Below are 16931 nucleotides of genomic sequence, written 5' to 3'. Positions count from 1 at the left end.
AGGAATCCGTCCCCCACCCCGCAAAGGAGGCAGGTTGGACAGGGTTGTGCTTCATGCACTGGCTTTTAACACACTGTTGAGTTCTCAAGAAACGGACGCGTACACCGTCGTCCGCGGGCCCGCTTTCGCGGTGTCCCGGACTTCGGGGCGTTCCATTCCGTGTCACCATCTTATCAGATTTGCCGGGTTTGTGTCAACTTGCCGGTTTTCCGACCATCGACTTGAACCCGCCGAATCCGCTAGGATTGCGACCACCCTGTCTCCAGGGCAACCCCTCTAACTTACTCCAACATCCGGTCGATGTCCAACTCGTGCGGACACGCCAGACCTGTCGGGAAAGCGAGAGGGTTTTGCCGGGCACTCCGCCCACCCGGGAGATTCTGGATCCGGGGGCTCGTTGCCCTGCGAGAAGAACACTACCAGGACTCTCACGTCACAGAGACAACTTGCCAACCATCCCCGGGGCTCGCGCGTCCCAAACAGTCATAGAAAGTCGAAGTGCGCAACCAGACGTCAAGCCATTCGCAATCGACTCTGGATACGAAGTAGGCGCGAGGGTCAGGATCCTGACTCCGCCGTGGAGGTGAGCACCATGACCCGCTCGGAGTTCGACGACATCCGCGCGCACATCGACGCGGAGGCCAACCACCCAGGTGACTTGTTGAGGGTCGCCAGGTCTCTGCTGAACGACCTTGAAGACGCACGCATGCGAGAGGCGACCCTCCGCGCCTACTACCTGCGTCTCCTCACTGCGGCTCGGGCAACGGTCGCCGCGGAGGCGGCCGGCTACCCGGAACCGCTGACCTTCCTCACCGACGAGCTGGCCAAGCGCGGCCAGCTCCCGACATCCGAGGACGAGGTGAACCGGATCCTGGCAGACGCCCACACAGCGGCCATGCTGCTGACCTACCTTGAGGAGAATCCTCTCGGAACCACCCCGATGAACGCCGGAGGGGCTCGCGCGCGCAGGTGTGCCGGCACAAGCCGTAGCATCCCCCGATGAGGCGTTCCGCGTCATTGACCTGGTCTTGAACCAAGATCTGCAAGACTCCAGGCATGTTGCAGCGAGGGCTGAATTGGGCTGCGGCGACCCTCGTGGGCGTCTTCGGCTTCGTCTGGACCGGTGTGGTGATGTTCGCGACCGTCGAGACCTCGGCGTGGACGTGGATCGGGCAGGTCTCCTTCGGGGCCTTCCTGACCTGCTGGGCTCTTTACAAGGCGAGCCTGCTGGTGCGTCGCGCCAAGCCCGGTTTCGTTCCGCGGCATCGCCGGGTGCGGGCCGGACGGGCTACAGCCCCGTGACGGCACCTCAGGTCGGCCCCGGCCCCCTCCTCGCTCTTCAGTGACCACGGAGGCACCGGGCGGACCGGTCACGGACAACGCAAAAGGCCCTGATCTCCAAGAGATCAGGGCCTTCCTTGGTAGCGGGGACAGGATTTGAACCTGCGACCTCTGGGTTATGAGCCCAGCGAGCTACCGAACTGCTCCACCCCGCGTCGGTGTGTGCTTGAACATTAGCCGGAACTCCCCTCCGGGTGCAAATCAACACGGGGACGCGGGTTGACATATCCCGCGCCACCCACTCGCGGATGACCCGGCCGCGGCGTGATCACGCAGGTCGGAACGGCCGTGGCCGGAGACATCGCTCTCATCCGCCACCTCGCGCACGGACGGGCATCAGAGTTTGGGCGGTGAACGCTTCACCCGGCTGTGGACCCCGCGCGAGAGCCGCACGGCCCAGATTCGGAAGAACCGGGGGAAAAGCAGAAGATCCCGGTCGCCGTTTCCGGCGACCGGGATCTTCGTTGGTAGCGGGGACAGGATTTGAACCTGCGACCTCTGGGTTATGAGCCCAGCGAGCTACCGAGCTGCTCCACCCCGCGTCGGTGTATGTATGAACCATACCCGGCTTTGGAGGTGGACGCGAATCGAATAGCGCTGGGCCCCTCTATCGCCCCCTAGGAACTTGGCGGGGGCGACGGTGTCGCCGACGGAGCCGGCGTGCCGGACGGTGTCGCCGAGGGTGACGGGCTGGGGGTGACGCCCGCCGTCTCGGCGGTGTCCTTCAGCTTGCCCAGCGCCTTCTGAAGCTCCTGCTGGGCGGCGCCGTACTCGGTCCAGTTCGGCGGGTCCGCCTGAAGCGCCTCCTGTGCCTTGTCGTACGCCTTCTGCACCTCGTCGATCGACTTGGCCAGTTCGGTGGCCGGCTTGGCCTCCTCCGGCTTCGCCTCACCGGACGTGTTCTCGCCCTGTGGCGCGCTCTGGGTGCCGTCGCCGAAGACCTGCTCCAACGCGCCCTTGAGCGTGTCGGCCGAACCGACCTTGTTGCCGTAGGCCACCAGGACCCGGCGGAGGATCGGGTACGGCTCCTGGCCGGAGGCGGCCGCGATCTCCACGTAGACCGGTTCGATGTAGACCAGGCCGTCGGCGAACGGCAGGGTCAGCAGGTTGCCGTAGCGGACCTTCGCCTGGCCGAGTCCGAGCAGGTTGAGCTCGCCGGAGAACTTGTTCTGGAAGTTGTTCTGTACCTGTCCGGGCCCGGGAATCGTGGTGTTGGACGGCATGCGAAGGATGCGCAGCTTTCCGTAGTCCGGTCCGGGATTGGCGTCCACGGCCATGAACGCCGCCAGGTTGGGCCCCTGGCGTGGCACGAACGTGGTCGTCAGCGAGAACGTGGGCGCCGAGGTCTTCGGCATCTTGACCGACAGGTAGTACGGCGGCTGCTTGGTGTCGCCGCCACCGGACGGGTCGTTCGGGACGTTCCAGAAGTCCTGGCCGCTGTAGAAGGCGTTCGGGTCGGCGATGTGGTACTGGGAGAGCACGTCACGCTGGACCTTGAACAGCGCCTCCGGGTAGCGCAGGTGCTGCTTGAGCTCGGACGACATCTCCGTCTGCGGCTTGATGATGCCGGGGAAGGCCTTGCGCCAGGTCTGCAGGATGGGGTCCTTCTCGTCCCACGCGTACAGGCTGACGGTGCCGTCGTAGGCGTCGACCACGGCCTTCACCGAGTTGCGCATGTAGTTGATCTGGTCGCGCGGCTGCGGCACCACCAGGCGCGGGTCGGTGATGGTGTCCCGCGTCATCGCCTCCAGGCTCTTGCTCTGGGAGTACGGGTAGGCGTTGGAAGTGGTGTAGGCGTCGGTGATCCAGACCACCCTGCCGTCGACGATGGCGGGGTAGGGGTTGTCGTCCAGACTCAGGAACGGCGCCACCTTGGCGATGCGCTCCTGCGGGTTGCGCTCGTAGAGGATCTTGGAATTCGGGTTGATGTCGCCCGACAGCAGCAGGTTGATCTCACCGTACTTGGCGGCGTAGAGCATCCTGTTGATGAACGAACCGACGGGGACCCCGCCCTTGCCGTCGTAGGTGGTGTTCTTCTGGCCGGTGCCGCCGCTCTCGGGGTAGTCGAGCTCCTGCTGCTTCTCCCCGCCGCCGCCGACGACGACGTACTGGGTCGAGGCAGGTGCCTCACCGAAGTAGATCCGCGACTCCTTGAGCTTCGTCCGCTCCACCAGGGAGCCGGTGACCGGCATGTCCTTGGCGTCGAAGTTGGGCAGGCCCTCGGAGTCGACCTCGTTGCCGGGCGCGGCCACGAAACCGTTGCCGTGGGTGTAGACGAGGTGCCGGTTGATCCAGTTGTTCTGCTCCGCCGGTGGCCCGGTGAGCTCTCGTACGGCCACGATGGTGTCGCGGACCGTGCCGTCCGCGTCGGGGTAACGGTCGACGTCGAGCGGCTCGTGGAAGTCGTAGTAACCGCGGATCCGCTGCTTCTGCTGGTAGGTCTTGGCGACCAGGCTCGGGTCGAGCAGGCGCACGCCGGAGATGGAACTGTCGGCGGTGACGCTGACCTTGCTCGGATCACCCTGAGCCGTGTAGTCGATCACCTCGGCTCCGTCCACGCCGTAGGCTTTTCGTGTCGCGTCGATGTTGCGCTTGATGTACTCCTGCTCCTTGCCCTGCTGGTTCGGCTTGACCTGGAACTGCTCGACCAGGGCCGGGTAGACCCCGCCGATCAGGATGGCCGAGAGCACCAGGAGGCCGAAGCCGACGCCGGGCAACATGCCGCCGGATCGCACGACCCCGGCGAAGAACAGCACCGCGCAGATCAGCGCGATGATCGCCAGGATGTTCTTGGCGGGAAGCACCGCGTTGACGTCGGTGTACGAGGCACCGTGTCTGAAGCCCCGGTCGGAGAACACCAGCCCGTACCGGTCGTACCAGTAGGCGACCGCCTTCAGCAGCACGAAGATGCCGAGCAGCACCGACAGGTGCGCCCGAGCGCCACGCGAGGCGTGCACGCCGGGTGACTGGAGCCGGAACCCGCCGTACAGGTAGTGCACGATCGCCGAGAGCAGGGCGGACAGCACCACCGCGACGAACAGGAAGTTCAACACCATCCGGATGAAGGGATAGGTGAACATGAAGAAGGAGATGTCGTAGCCGAACTGCGGGTCGGTCTCACCGAACGGCGTCGCGTTGATGAACTCCAGCCAGGTCTTCCACTGGCCGGAGAAGGATGATCCCGCGAACAGGCCGAGCACCGCCACACCGATCAGGAAGATCAGCTTGCGGTGCGGGTCGAGGGCCATCCGATACCGGTCGGCACCGCTGGCGCCGCCGAACATCCCGGGGCCGAACATCGGCCGCATCCGGTACGCCATCAGCATGTTGCCGCCGACGATGCCGACCATCAGCAGCGCACCGACGATGAACAGGAGGATCTGTGTGATGATCACGCCGGAGAAGACGGCCGTGTAGTCGACCGCTTCGTACCAGAGGTAGTCGGTGAAAATACCGGCAAAGAGGAAGAATAACGCGACTATCACGACCAGAGTGATCGCGACGGGAAGTAGCAGTCGTGGCCGGCGGGGCAAGCGCATTGCCCTACCGGCTCCGGGGGTCCGGAAGCTCAAGGCCAACCCCTTGTCGTAAGAGCACGGTCCGTGTCTGGAAACCTACACCGGCGAGAGTTGGGGCGCGCTTAGCCTTTCGGGCACGGTCCGGCCACAACGTCCGCTGGTATCGGGTCCACCGGTAGCAACGCACAAGGGTCCTGATGAGTGCCCCATGACGAACTCCTGACCCGAAAATTCAACTTTCTTTGCAAATCGGGCATCACACTCATATCGCCATCGAGCTCGCGGAGCCACTCCCCCGGCGGGAACCGCGCGCACCATGACGTCCTGGCGCACGGCCGGCCTCCGGGCCGATTCCGGCGTCAGCCGGTCGGGCAGCTCTGCACGGAACCCGAGCCGGTACGGATCGAGTCGATCGCCTGAACGGCCTCGCGCAGCGTCTCGACCTTGACCAGCCTGAGCCCGTCCGGGATCGCCCTGACCGCCTCGGCGCAGTTGTCGGCCGGGGTCAGAAAGATCGTCGCGCCGGCCCTCCTGGCACCGACCATCTTCTGCTGGATGCCGCCGATCGGGCCCACGTCACCCTCCGCGGTGATCGTCCCGGTCCCCGCGATGGACTTGCCGCCGGTCAACGGCCCAGGGGTGAGCTTGTCGACGATGCCCAGGGAGAACATCATCCCCGCGCTCGGCCCGCCGACGTCGCCAACATTGATCTTGACTTCGAAGGGGAACTTGTAACCCACCCGCATGGTGATGCCCACGATGGGTGCTCCGTCCTTGCCTGCGACGGTAGGGACGGCGATGGTCAGGCTCTGGGTGCCACGGTTGACGACGAAACTGACCTCTTCCCCCGGCTTGTGCTTGCGGACGGAGGAGGAGACGGTCTCCCGGTCGGCCACGGGCGTGCCGTCCACCGAGACGATCTCGTCACCGGCCTTGAACTTCCCGTCGGCCGGCATGCCCTTCTCCGTGGAACCCACGGTCACGATCGAGTTGTAGGGAATCCTCAGCTCGGTCAGCGCCGCCGCGGTCGCGTCGTCCTGGGAGTTCGTCATCTCCTGGGTGTTCTGCTCCTCGACCTCCTTGGCGGTGGTCGCCGGAGGGAAGATCGTCTCCTCGGGCACGACCGCGATGGTGGGATCGATCCATCCCCTGAGCGCGCTGAACAGATCGATCCTGGTGCCGGGACCGCCCTGGTAGGCGACGGTGACGAGGCTGAGCTTGCCGTCGGTCGGATACGTCTGGTGTCCCTCGATGCTGATCACCGGCTTACCGTCGACGTCGCCGATGGTGTTCTCGGTCGGCCCGGGGCTCAGCACGACGTACGGCACCGGCAGCACGGCGCCGATCAGCGCGAGCATGAGCGTGAGGAAGCCCGCCACCATCAAAGTCAGGGCTCGTCGGGACATGGACAAAGCCTATGCCGTACGACAGGTCATGAAACCGCACCCGGACGCCGCCGCGCCGACGGGCACATACCCGTCAGTCGAGATCAATCGCAGGCTCCCACCCACTCGGAGGACCCGTCGGTGAAAAACTGGTTCTTCCAGATGGGGACCTGGCTCTTGAGATCGTCGATCAGCCTTCTGGACGCCTCGAACGCCTCACCGCGGTGCGGCGCGGCGACCGCCACGACGACCGCGACATCGCCGAGCCTCAGGTCGCCGACCCGGTGGACGGCTGCCAGGGCGGTCACCGGGAAGTCCGCGGCGACCTTCTCGGCCACCCTGCGCAGCTCGCCCGGGGCACTCGGGTGTGCCGAGTAGGACAGGCTCGTGACCGGCCTGCCGTGATCCTCTTCTCGTACCGTGCCGACGAAGACCGTCGTACCGCCCGCTGCGTGATCGCCGACGGCGGCGAGCACCTCGTCGACGGAGAGCGTGCTGTCGCGAATATCGAGCAACCGGATGACATCCACGCCAAGGAGTCTAAGGCGACGCTGCGCGTCGCGGTGAGGCCGCTCTTACCCGGCTCCTTCCCTCGTCGAGGCAGGCCGCTCGTTCCTCACGACCTCCCTCTCCTCAGTCCAGTCGCCGACGCGGCCTCACGGGGAGGTCCCTCATGGGGGGCGTGGGGCACGTCCCCAAGGGATTCTTGGTTCAGTCGCCGGCGCGGCCTCACGGGTAGTCCCTGGGGGGAGAGGGCTTGGGCACGTCCCAGTGGTTCAGTGCCTGGCGCGTCGCAGTGAGGGGCTCAGGGGCGGCGCTTCTTGCGGGCGGCGCGGACGATCGCCGCGGTGCCAAGGACGGCGACGGTGGCGCCGGCCGCGGTGAGCGTGGCCTCCTTGCCGGACAGGCGGCGGCCCACGACGGCGTGCCTGCCGCCACGCAGCTCCAGGAGCTGCTCGAACGCGGCCTCGTTGGTCCACATCGGCTTCCAGCCGACCTCGCGCAGCGTCGTGCAGTCGACCACCCAGGGGTAGACGACGTAGTGCAGGTCGGTGGCCGGGGCCGGGGTGACGCCGAGACGGTGCAGGCGCTGGGCGGTTCCGAAGGTCAGCCCCGCGGGCAGTTCCAGCCGGCGCAGCCCGGAGAGCTCCTCCACCTGCTCCTGCTCCAGCCAGCCCTCTCCCCCGACGGCCACCACCCCGGAGACCGTGCCGAGCGCCGCCATCTCCAGGACCGAGACCAGGTCGTCCACGTGACAGAACTGCCAGCGCGGGTTGCATCCCTTGACGGTCAGCAGCCGGGGCGCCTCGAAGTGCCGGGTCACCACGCTGTCGACACCGGGGCCGACCACGGCCGCGGGTCTGACCACGGTCACGTCGAGACCCGGGTGGCTGCGCAGGGAGCGCCGGGCCAGTGCCTCGATCTCCAGATGGTCGCCGACCATGCCCGTATCCGGCTCGGCCGCGACCTCGGAGTTCTCAGGCAGCGGGACGGGATTCTCGGGGACGGCCCCGTAGACCATGGCGCTGGTGACCAGCACGACCCGCCGCACCCTCGCCGCGGCACTGGCGGTGAGCACCGTCTGGGCCGCGCGCAGGTTGTAGGCGCGTCGCTCCGCGGGGTCGGCGTCGAGCGCGTAGTCACCGGCCAGGTGCACGAGCACGTCAATATCGGATATGCGGTTCGCCAAGAGCGGATCTCGAACATCGAGCACCCGCCATGTGACATCGGGCACATCTCCGCGCTGCTCGTCGATGGCCACGACCCTGCGGAAATCCGCAGACGAGGCGACCTTCGCGAGGAAAGCACGGCCTAGGCCCGAGGCGGCGCCGGTGACGGCGACGACAGGGGGCCGGGAGCGTTTCGAGGTAGGCACCAGGTCCTCACTTTGCACTGACCCGCCATGCGACGGATAACGTGGCGGATGTGGACTCCTCCATCCTGCACGAGGTAGAGCGGTGACTGACTTGCCAGGTCGGGAAAACGACCCCAACGACAATCCGTTCGCCATGTTCGGCGACCCGGAGCAGATCGCAGCGGCAATGCGCCAGTTCGCCGACATGCTCTCCGCTCCGCCGACCTCAGGTCCCGTCAACTGGGACATGGCGAAGAACATCGCACGGCACGTCGTGGTCGCCGAGGGCGATCCCAGTGTCATGGAGGGTGAGCGACGCCAGATCGTCGACGCCCTGAACCTGGCCGACCTTTGGCTCAATGAGGCCACCTCCCTGCCGAGCGGGGTGAGCAACCCCCAGGCGTGGAGCCGTTCGGAATGGATCGAGAAGACCGTCCCCGTCTGGCAGAAGCTCTGTGACCCGATCGCCGCCCGCATGGTCGAGACCATGAGCGGCACGCTCAGCGCCTCCGGTCTGCCCCCGGAGGCTCAGGCCATGGCCGGGCCGCTGATGGGGATGATGAAGCAGATGGGCGGCATGATGGTCGGCCAGCAGATCGGCCAGGCCATCGGCTCGCTCGCCCTGGAGGTGATCGGCGCCACCGACATCGGCCTGCCGCTGTCGGACAGCGCCGCCCTGCTGCCCGGCGGCATCTCGGCGTTCAGCCAGGGTCTGGAGACCCCCGCCGAGGAGATCCGCCTCTATCTCGCCCTGCGCGAGGCGGCCCACCACCGGCTGTTCCAGCACGTGCCGTGGCTGCGCGCGCACCTGCTCGGAGCCGTGGAGGAGTACGCCAGGGGTATCACGGTGGACGCCTCCGCCCTGGAGGAGCAGCTCCGCGGGCTTGATCTCAACAATCCCGAGCAGCTCCAGCAGGCGCTGAGCGGCGGCAACCTGCTCAAGCCCGAGGAGACCGAGCGGCAGAAGGCCGCCCTGTCCCGGCTGGAGACCATGCTCGCTCTCGTCGAGGGCTGGGTGGGCACCGTCGTGGACGGCGCCGCGGACGGCAAGCTCCCCTCGGCGACGGCACTGGCGGAGACCGTACGGCGCCGCAGGGCGACCGGCGGCCCCGCGGAGCAGACCTTCGCCACGCTCGTCGGCCTCGAACTCCGGCCCCGCCGCCTGCGCGAGGCCGCCACCCTGTGGCAGGCGCTGGAATCCGACCGGGGCGTCGACGGCCGCGACGCGGTCTGGAGCCACCCCGACCTCATGCCCACCGCCGACGACCTGGACAACCCCGAGGGGTTCGTACGGGGCGAGCCCGAGCTCGACCTGTCGTCCCTGGAGGGAACTCTGCGCGAGCCTCCCGCCGCTCCCGGCGAGGACGATGACAAGGGTGACGACAAGGGCGACACCGGTGGGAGCGGCGCGTGAGCCTGCGCGCCGACGCGCGGGACGTGCTCACGGAATGGACCGCGCCCACGGCGGAGGAGGAGATCCTCCGCAAGGAGTTCCTGGATCACGTACACGCCCATGACGACGCGATGTGGCGCGAGTGCGTCACCGGTCACCTGACGGCCACGACCGCGGTGCTCTCCCACGACGGCGAGCGGGTTCTGCTGACGCTGCACCCCAAGGCCGGGATGTGGCTGCCCATGGGCGGCCACTGCGAGCGCGGCGACACCTCCCTTGAGGCGGTGGCGATGCGTGAGGCCACCGAGGAGTCCGGTATCCCGGGCCTGCGGCTGTTGCCCGGCCCGCTGGCACTCGACCGGCACCGGGTCTGGTGCCATCCGCCGCACAGCAGCCATCTGGACGTGGAGTACGGCGCGGTCGCCCCCGCGGACGTCGAGGCCGTGATCAGCGCCGAGTCGCTCGACCTGCGCTGGTTCCCCGTGGACGAGATCCCCGAACTCTCCGACGAGGCGACCCGCCGCCTGGCCCGCCGCGCCCGCGAGGCCCTGCGCTCCGGCTGACCGGGAGTCCGAGCCGGTACCGGCTCGGACTGTCGTGGCTCGGTGCCACCGCGGCTCCGGATCTGGGAGGCGTGGTGACCACTGGGAGATCCTCGGTCTCGGCGGCTTCCCGGAACGCGTAGGTTCCGATGAATCGATTGATTTCCGGCCGTCTTCCGCGGGCGTTGGACCGTTTTATGCTTGTCTCACCTCTGCCTGGATATCTTCGTTCCCAATCAGGCTGTACAGAGCGGATCGGGGCGCTGTGAGCGTAGACATCGTGGCTGACAGGAGCGCCGGAGGCGCGGTCGTGACGCCGCCGCGGCGGCGCTGGAGGATCCCCACCTCCCTCGCCTGGGCCGCGGTCACACCATTCGCCGCCTGGGCGGTGGCCCGGGTCGCCGGACTCGAACGTGACTCGCTGACCACCCAGCTCATGACCGGTACCCCGTACGTGGCGGCCGCCTCGCTCGTACCGGTGCTGCTGTCGGTGCTGACCCGCAACCGGGCCGCGACGGCCGTCGCGCTGGTCACCACCGCGGCGCTCGGCCTCAGCGTGCTCCCCAGGGCCTTTCGCTCCGGGGATGTGGTGGCGGGAACGCCCCTGCGGGTGCTGACGCTCAACACGCTGTTCGGGCACGCCGAGCCCGACGCCGTGATGGATCTGGTCCGGCGGCTGGACCCGGACGTGCTGAGCACCCAGGAGCTGACCCCGGGAATGGTCGAGAAGCTGGAGGCGGCCGGTCTTGGCGGGATCATGCCGTACCAGGTGCTGGAGCCGGAGTGGAGTGCCGGCGGCAGCGGCCTGTACTCCCGGTATCCGCTGACCCCCAGGGAGAACCTGTTCGAGGCGATCGGGCACAACATGCCCGCCGCGCTGATGACCGTCCCCGGCGCCAAGCCCGTCGAGATCATCGACGTGCACCCCTTCCCGCCGCTGGGCAGGCAGGTGTACGACTGGACGGCGGCGCTGGACGCCCTGCCCTCCGCCTCGCCCGACACGATCCGCATCCTCGCGGGCGACTTCAACGCCAGCCTCGACCACGCGGTCATGCGCCGTTTTCTCGACCGCGGCTATCAGGACGCGGCCGACAGCGCCGGAGAGGGGCTGACCCCCACCTGGCCGGTCAACAAGCGCGTCCCGCCGCTGATCACGATCGACCATGTCGTGGTGGACCGGCGGGTGGGCGTGAACACGGTCAGCGTGCACAGCGTTCCCGGCACCGATCACCGGGCCGTCTTCGCCGACCTACGCCTGCCCGCGCTCTGACGGCTCGGGCATCCGGGCCGCTCAGGCCGAGAGCAGTGCCCGGGTGTTGTCCCAGCCTTCGAGGCCCGGGTCGAGGAGGTGGAGGTCTCCGGGAGCGCGCAGGCGATGCCAGCCGGGCCCCCTGGCGACCATACGGCTGCCGGGCGCCGAGGCACGGAGCGCCTTGACCGGGTCAAGGTCGTCGAAGCCCACCGAGGCCCAGCCCGGGTAGGGCAGGTGGGCGGCCAGCGCCACGGTGCCACCGCCCGCGGCAGGGCAGACGGCGATCCGTGCCCGGCCGAGTTCGCGGAAGAGTTTGCCGATGAGCAGCGGAGGCAGGTCGGGCGCGTCGGCGCTCAGCAGGACCGCCTGCTCGCCGTGGGGCAGGGCGGCGAAGGCCGCCTCGACCAGGGCGCTCCCCGAGAGATCGGGGATCTCGACGACAGGGGTGCCCGGCCAGACGATCTCCTCCATGCCCGGGACGCTCGTCACCACGACCGGTGAGACGAAGTCGAGTCCGGCGACGAGTTCGTAGGTGTCCTCGGCGACGGCGGTCAGGAAGTCGGCTGCGTCGATTCCCGGCGGGGCCGCGTCCGCCGCGGAGGGCGTGACGAGAACGGCCACCACTCGATCCTCTGTCAACATTCCTCCGCGGAGCCGTGGGCCGCCGTGGAGAATCCCTCCAGGAAGCCCCGTGCCCGCTCGGCCTTGGGATATCGTTCCACGAGCGCCCAGAAACGCGAGCCGTGACTCGGCACCAGCAGGTGGACGAGCTCGTGCATGATCACATAGTCCACCACCCACGAGGGCATGCCCCTCAGGCGCGTGGAGATCCTGATGGTTCCGTGATCCGGAGTGCACGAGCCCCAACGGTGCTTCTGGTTCTCCACCCAGCGCACGCTCGACGGTTTCGCCTCCCCGCCCAGGTAGCGGGCCGACAGCTCGACGGCTCGATCGAGGAGGTCGTCATCCGAGGGACGTCTGCGCTGCTCCTTGGCCGCGAGTCGATCGAGCATACGGCGCACCCACTGTTCCTCGTCGGTGCTACTCAGACCGGCGGGGAGGAGCACGATCGTTTTCTCGCCGTCGCGGTACGCAGAAACCGTCCGCCGGCGGCGAGAACTTCGGCGGACCTCGACTGTCTCGGGGGGCACATATGAACGGTAGCCGAGAATGGCGAATTCACACCAGAGGGTAGAACACGTTCCCGCTGGTCAATCCCCGTTCACCGATTGTTCGGCGGGAGCGATCAAGTGCGGTCACAACTTATCTAATTAACCTGGATATCAGCCGTCTCACGCGTTGCCGAATCGCGGGACCCGCTGTTCTCGCTGAGCCGCCAACCCTTCGAGCATGTCGTCGGAGGCCATGGTGACCGGCTGGGCAAGGGATTCCCAACGCAGCGCGGCGTCGAGATCGGCGTGCCCGCCGCCCGCGAGGGCGACCTTGGTGAGCCGGGTGGCGATCGGCGCGTTGGCGGCGATCCGCGACGCGATGCCCAGCACCTCGGCCATCAGCGACTCACGGGGAAACGCCCTGTTCACCAGCCCCGCGGAGGCCGCCTCCAGCCCCGTCATCGTCCGCCCTGTGAGCAACATCTCCCTGGCCACGCCCACCCCGGCGACCCTGGGCAGCAAGTAGGTGGCCGCCATGCCGGGGTGCAGGCCGAGCGAGGTGAAGGGGGCGAGCAGCTTGGCCTCCTCGGCGGCGTAGACCAGGTCACAGGCGAGGGCGAGGCACAACCCCGCCCCGACGGCGGCGCCGTTGACCGCGGCGATGGTCGGCACCTCCAGATCGGCGATCGTCAACCAGGTCCGGTAGAAGCCGAGCATCCGGTCGCGTAGGGCGGGGACGTCCTCGGTACGTCGCTCCGCGAGCCAGGACAGGTCTCCTCCGGCGCAGAACGCCTTCCCCTCCCCGGTGACGACCACGCACCGCAGTTCGCGGTCCGCCGCGAGGCCGGCGACGGCCTGCCGCCATCGGGCGGTCATCGCGTCGGTCATCGCGTTGCGCAGGTCGGGGAGGTTCAGGGTGAGCACCGCGACACCGTTCTCACGCCGATCAATCAAGATCTCCTTCATGTCGGGAGCGTAGCCCACGACGTTTTCCGCCCTAGGCCGAGGGCGGCCCACCAGGAGTTGTCCACAGGGCAGGAGTTATCCACAGGCGGCGGGAAAGGCGTCCGGGAGCCCGCGGGGGCGTGGCACGCTGGCACACCCGGCCAGCCTGTTCACCGGCTCTCCCGCAGGCTGCCTCCTTCGAGGAAAGGTCCCTTGATGCGACCACGCCTGAAGCCCGCGCTGCGCCGCGTCGCCCGTGATCGGCGCACCCTGCAGTTCGGCCTGCATCCCCGGCACGCGGTTGTGCTGAGCGATCTGGAACCGGAGGTCCGCCGCTGGGTGGAGAGTCTCGACGGCGTAAGGGATCTCGCGGGCGTGCTGGCCGGCGCCACCGAGGCGGGTCTCGACGAGGAGCGCGGCCGGACCCTGCTCGATCTGCTGGTCAGCCGGGGTGTGGTGGACGACGCGGCGGCGGGTCCGGGCCCGCTGCGCGCGCTGACGCTGGCCGAGCGCGACCGGCTCCAGCCCGATCTGGACGCGCTCTCCCTTTCCCCCGGCACGGTCGACGGAGGGCTTGCCGTGCTGGAGCGCAGGCAGCGGGCCCGGGTGCGGGTCTACGGCGCGGGCCGGGTGGGCGCGCAGGTCGTCGCCCTGCTCGCCGCCTCAGGGGTCGGCCACATCTGCGTCGTCGATCCCGGTACGACCCGGCGGCGGGATGTCGTCCCCGGCGGGCTCGGCTGGACGGAGGTCGGGATGAGCAGACAGGACGGTGCGGTCGCGGTGGCCAGGAGGCTGGCACCCGGCCTCACGGCGTCGACCGGCGACGGCGCCGCCCGACCCGCCGACGGGGCCGGGCCCCCCGACCTGGCGGTGCTCGCTCCGGTGGTGCCCCTGGACGGCCTCCTGGTCAGGGAACTCGTCGAGTGGGGAATCCCACATTTGCTGGCAACCGCCTTCGAGGCCTTCGGTTCGGTCGGTCCGCTGGTGCTACCTGGACGGAGCACATGCCTGCACTGTCTAGATTTGACGCGACGCGATCGCGACCCCGGCTGGCCCATTGTCAGTGCGTGCCTGGGCGGCTTCCCCGCAGGGGAGATCGCGTGCGGGACGGCGCTGTCCGCGCTGGTAGCGGCATCGGCCACCGGTCATGCGCTTGCTTGGATAGACGGCCGTGAACCCGTTGTGACGAACAGCACAATGGAAGTATTGCCAGATTGGACGTGGAAAAGGCGATCCTGGAGTGTTCATCCTCAATGTCGTTGCTTCCGAAACGAGTTGGGTTCGCTAACAATGGTCGCGTCGGCTACCTGCCGCTGACGGACAAGCACAGCGAAGGGAGGGAGCGGCGTCTCGCTGTAACGGGGGACACGCCGCTAACCGAGGTGAGTGACCTTCCGCGTCGCGCCGTTGCGCGCTCTGCAAAGCTGGCGGCCCTTCCCATCGGGTTCGCCGGTCGTACCGCTCTCGGTCTCGGAAAACGGATCGGCGGCAAGTCGGCCGAGATCGTCGCCCAGGAGATCCAGGAACGCACCGCCGAGCAGATCTTCAAGGTTCTCGGAGAGCTCAAGGGCGGGGCGATGAAGCTCGGCCAGGCGCTGTCCATCTTCGAGGCGGCGCTGCCCGCCGAGATCGCCGGCCCCTACCGCGCGACCCTGACCAAGCTCCAGGACGCGGCTCCGCCGCTCCCCACCGCGACCGTGCACAAGGTTCTCGTCGAGCAGTTGGGGGACGACTGGCGGGAGAACTTCCAGTCATTCGACGACAAGCCCACCGCGGCCGCCTCGATCGGGCAGGTGCACAAGGCGGTCTGGCACGACGGCCGAACGGTCGCGGTCAAGATCCAGTATCCAGGGGCGGGAAAGGCCCTGCTCTCCGACTTCACCCAGCTGGCCAGGCTCGGCAAGCTCTTCGGGGTGCTACTGCCGGGTCTCGACATCAAGGCGGTCCTGAACGAGCTGCGCGAGCGGGTGATCGAGGAGCTCGACTACCTGCGCGAGGCCGAGGCGCAGCACGCCTTCGCCCAGGAGTTCAAGGACGACCCCGACTTCCTGATCCCGGACGTCATCGCCGCCAACGAGCAGGTGCTCGTCTCCGAATGGGTCGACGCCACCCCGCTGTCGCGGGTCATCACCGACGGCACCCAGGAGGAGCGCGATCGGGCCGGGCTCCAGCTCGTCCGGTTCCTGTTCTCCTCACCGGCCCGGCTGGGCATGCTCCACGCCGACCCCCATCCGGGCAACTTCCGGATCCTCGACGACGGCAGGATGTGCGTGCTCGACTTCGGCGCGGTCAACCGGCTGCCCGACGGATACCCGCCGCTCTTCGGGAAGCTGACCCGCATCTTCAACAACGGCGACATGGAGACCGTGGTCCGGGGCCTGCGCGACGAGGGGTTCATCCGCCCGCACATCGAGGTCGACACCGAGGCCCTGCGGGCGTTCCTTGCCCCCTACGTCGAGCCGACCTCCGTGGAGGAGTTCTCCTTCAGCAGGGAGTGGCTCCAACAGCAGGCCGCCATGGCCACCGACCTGCGTCCGAACAACGTGGTGCGCCAGCTCAACCTGCCCGTGTCGTACGTCCTCATCCATCGGGTGCACACGGCGGGAATCGGCGTGCTCTGCCAGCTCGGCGCCACCGCCCGTTTCCGCCAGGAGGTCATCCGCTGGGTCCCCGGATTCGCCGACGAGGACACCGGAGAGCCCACCCTCGCCAGCGCCTGACCGGAGACGGCCCGGCGAGACGCGTAAGGGGCGGTTCGCCGAGACCCGTGAGAGGCGACCCGCCGAATCGCATGGGTAACGACCTGGCGAGACCCCTGAAGGGCGACCTCGGCGAAACGCGTAGCCGGCGACCCGGCGAGAGCACCGTGAAGGGTGGATAGCCGAGACGCGTGAGAGGCGACCCGCCGGAGCGGGTCACCCCTCATTCATCTGCCGTGTTCCGCTGTGCCTCCGCTATGCGTCGCCGCCGATCCTCATGGATCAGACGAGGCGCAGGAGCGCGGTGCGCAAACGCGCCGACGCGCGTTCCGCACCACGTTGGGCTCGTTGGAGACGTTGAAGCCCGGCGGCCCTGCGATGCTCCTCCGCCTCACGGTGGAGGGTCCGTATTCGGTCACGTACCAGTTCTTCTTGCATAGACGGCAGGTCGAGCCCCGTGGTGTTGAAGTAGCTCATCGGAGTGGTCCTTTCGGGAACGTGTGATTTCTGGTTGATCGAGTTCTCGGTGGTCTGGGCGATGACCGGATTGTTCAGGCCGCGACCGGGTTCTTGCGCGGACGTCCGCGCGGGCGCTTCCGGGGGACGATCGCCCCCCGCAGAACGAGCTCGCCGCCCCAGACTCCCCATGGCTCCTCACGCTCCAGCGCGCGGGCCAGGCAGGCCTGGCGGATCGGGCAGCCTCCGCAGAGCGCCTTGGCGAACTCCACGTCCTCCGGAGACTCGGCGAACCACAGGTCAGGGTCGGTACGACAGGGGATTGTGGCTTCGTCGATCAGGTCCATGACCGTCTGGGCCCCCATCTGTTTCACCTCTCAGTTAGGTGTTGATCTTCGGCTACCTCTTGGGTGGGGGTCAGGAATGACGCGGA

The 16931-nt window shown here is 68.0% G+C and carries 15 protein-coding genes and 2 tRNA genes; 7 read left to right on the top strand and 10 right to left on the bottom strand.

Annotated features, from left to right (window positions below; genetic code table 11):
• The first annotated feature begins 592 nt into the window (after positions 1 to 592).
• Together AB0K21_RS18255 and AB0K21_RS18250 are read left to right on the top strand one after the other, a co-directional pair.
• Entirely contained in the window at positions 593 to 1003 is a 411-nt protein-coding gene (locus AB0K21_RS18255; protein ID WP_343977273.1) for a hypothetical protein, read from the top strand.
• Positions 1004 to 1056: 53 nt separating this feature from the next.
• Positions 1057 to 1302 (top strand): hypothetical protein, encoded by a 246-nt coding sequence (locus tag AB0K21_RS18250; RefSeq protein WP_343977276.1) that lies wholly within the window; start codon positions 1057 to 1059, stop codon positions 1300 to 1302.
• A gap of 117 nt (positions 1303 to 1419) precedes the next feature.
• On the opposite strand, the gene AB0K21_RS18245 is transcribed toward AB0K21_RS18250, so the two are convergent.
• The 6 genes from AB0K21_RS18245 to AB0K21_RS18220 form a co-directional block, all read right to left on the bottom strand.
• Positions 1420 to 1496: transfer RNA gene (locus AB0K21_RS18245), tRNA-Met, on the bottom strand.
• Positions 1497 to 1806: 310 nt separating this feature from the next.
• Positions 1807 to 1883, bottom strand: a tRNA-Met gene (locus AB0K21_RS18240).
• A gap of 75 nt (positions 1884 to 1958) precedes the next feature.
• Positions 1959 to 4880: a UPF0182 family protein gene (locus AB0K21_RS18235; protein WP_343977279.1), complete on the bottom strand. Its 2922-nt coding sequence runs from the start codon at positions 4878 to 4880 to the stop codon at positions 1959 to 1961.
• 338 nt (positions 4881 to 5218) lie between these two features.
• Entirely contained in the window at positions 5219 to 6265 is a 1047-nt protein-coding gene (locus AB0K21_RS18230; RefSeq protein ID WP_343977282.1) for a PDZ domain-containing protein, read from the bottom strand.
• A gap of 83 nt (positions 6266 to 6348) precedes the next feature.
• The gene (locus AB0K21_RS18225; RefSeq protein WP_343977285.1) at positions 6349 to 6774 is read right to left on the bottom strand and encodes a molybdenum cofactor biosynthesis protein MoaE; all 426 of its coding nucleotides are present in this window, start codon (positions 6772 to 6774) and stop codon (positions 6349 to 6351) included.
• A gap of 275 nt (positions 6775 to 7049) precedes the next feature.
• Positions 7050 to 8123: an NAD-dependent epimerase/dehydratase family protein gene (locus AB0K21_RS18220; protein ID WP_343977502.1), complete on the bottom strand. Its 1074-nt coding sequence runs from the start codon at positions 8121 to 8123 to the stop codon at positions 7050 to 7052.
• Positions 8124 to 8202: 79 nt separating this feature from the next.
• Here AB0K21_RS18220 and AB0K21_RS18215 point away from each other — a divergent pair, with 79 nt between their 5' ends.
• The 3 genes from AB0K21_RS18215 (at position 8203) to AB0K21_RS18205 (ending at position 11304) form a co-directional block, all read left to right on the top strand.
• Positions 8203 to 9513 (top strand): zinc-dependent metalloprotease, encoded by a 1311-nt coding sequence (locus AB0K21_RS18215; RefSeq protein ID WP_364151219.1) that lies wholly within the window; start codon positions 8203 to 8205, stop codon positions 9511 to 9513.
• Positions 9510 to 10055: an NUDIX domain-containing protein gene (locus AB0K21_RS18210; RefSeq protein ID WP_343977291.1), complete on the top strand. Its 546-nt coding sequence runs from the start codon at positions 9510 to 9512 to the stop codon at positions 10053 to 10055. The genes AB0K21_RS18215 and AB0K21_RS18210 overlap by 4 nt, the downstream gene beginning before the upstream one ends.
• 259 nt (positions 10056 to 10314) lie before the next feature.
• On the top strand, positions 10315 to 11304 hold the full coding sequence (locus tag AB0K21_RS18205; RefSeq protein ID WP_343977294.1) for an endonuclease/exonuclease/phosphatase family protein: 990 nt from the start codon (positions 10315 to 10317) through the stop codon (positions 11302 to 11304).
• A gap of 21 nt (positions 11305 to 11325) precedes the next feature.
• Here AB0K21_RS18205 and AB0K21_RS18200 read toward each other — a convergent pair whose 3' ends face one another.
• From AB0K21_RS18200 to AB0K21_RS18190, 3 genes are all read right to left on the bottom strand, one after another.
• Entirely contained in the window at positions 11326 to 11907 is a 582-nt protein-coding gene (locus AB0K21_RS18200; RefSeq protein ID WP_343977297.1) for a hypothetical protein, read from the bottom strand.
• Positions 11908 to 11921: 14 nt separating this feature from the next.
• Positions 11922 to 12437: a M48 family metallopeptidase gene (locus tag AB0K21_RS18195; RefSeq protein ID WP_030910429.1), complete on the bottom strand. Its 516-nt coding sequence runs from the start codon at positions 12435 to 12437 to the stop codon at positions 11922 to 11924.
• Positions 12438 to 12578: 141 nt separating this feature from the next.
• Positions 12579 to 13364: an enoyl-CoA hydratase-related protein gene (locus tag AB0K21_RS18190; protein WP_364151213.1), complete on the bottom strand. Its 786-nt coding sequence runs from the start codon at positions 13362 to 13364 to the stop codon at positions 12579 to 12581.
• Between the two features lie 195 nt (positions 13365 to 13559).
• Between AB0K21_RS18190 and AB0K21_RS18185 the strand changes: the two genes are divergently transcribed.
• The gene (locus tag AB0K21_RS18185; protein ID WP_343977305.1) at positions 13560 to 14660 is read left to right on the top strand and encodes a ThiF family adenylyltransferase; all 1101 of its coding nucleotides are present in this window, start codon (positions 13560 to 13562) and stop codon (positions 14658 to 14660) included.
• Between the two features lie 65 nt (positions 14661 to 14725).
• Positions 14726 to 16063, top strand: a complete 1338-nt coding sequence (locus AB0K21_RS18180) for an AarF/UbiB family protein (protein WP_343977308.1) — start codon at positions 14726 to 14728, stop codon at positions 16061 to 16063.
• A gap of 530 nt (positions 16064 to 16593) precedes the next feature.
• Here AB0K21_RS18180 and AB0K21_RS18175 read toward each other — a convergent pair.
• Positions 16594 to 16863, bottom strand: coding sequence for a WhiB family transcriptional regulator (locus AB0K21_RS18175; protein ID WP_030910441.1), 270 nt, complete (start codon positions 16861 to 16863; stop codon positions 16594 to 16596).
• Between the last annotated feature and the right edge of the window lie 68 nt (positions 16864 to 16931).

Source organism: Streptosporangium sp. NPDC049248, assembly GCF_040678965.1.
Classification (GTDB): domain Bacteria; phylum Actinomycetota; class Actinomycetes; order Streptosporangiales; family Streptosporangiaceae; genus Streptosporangium; species Streptosporangium fukuiense.
This window is presented reverse-complemented; position numbering and strand designations above follow the sequence as displayed.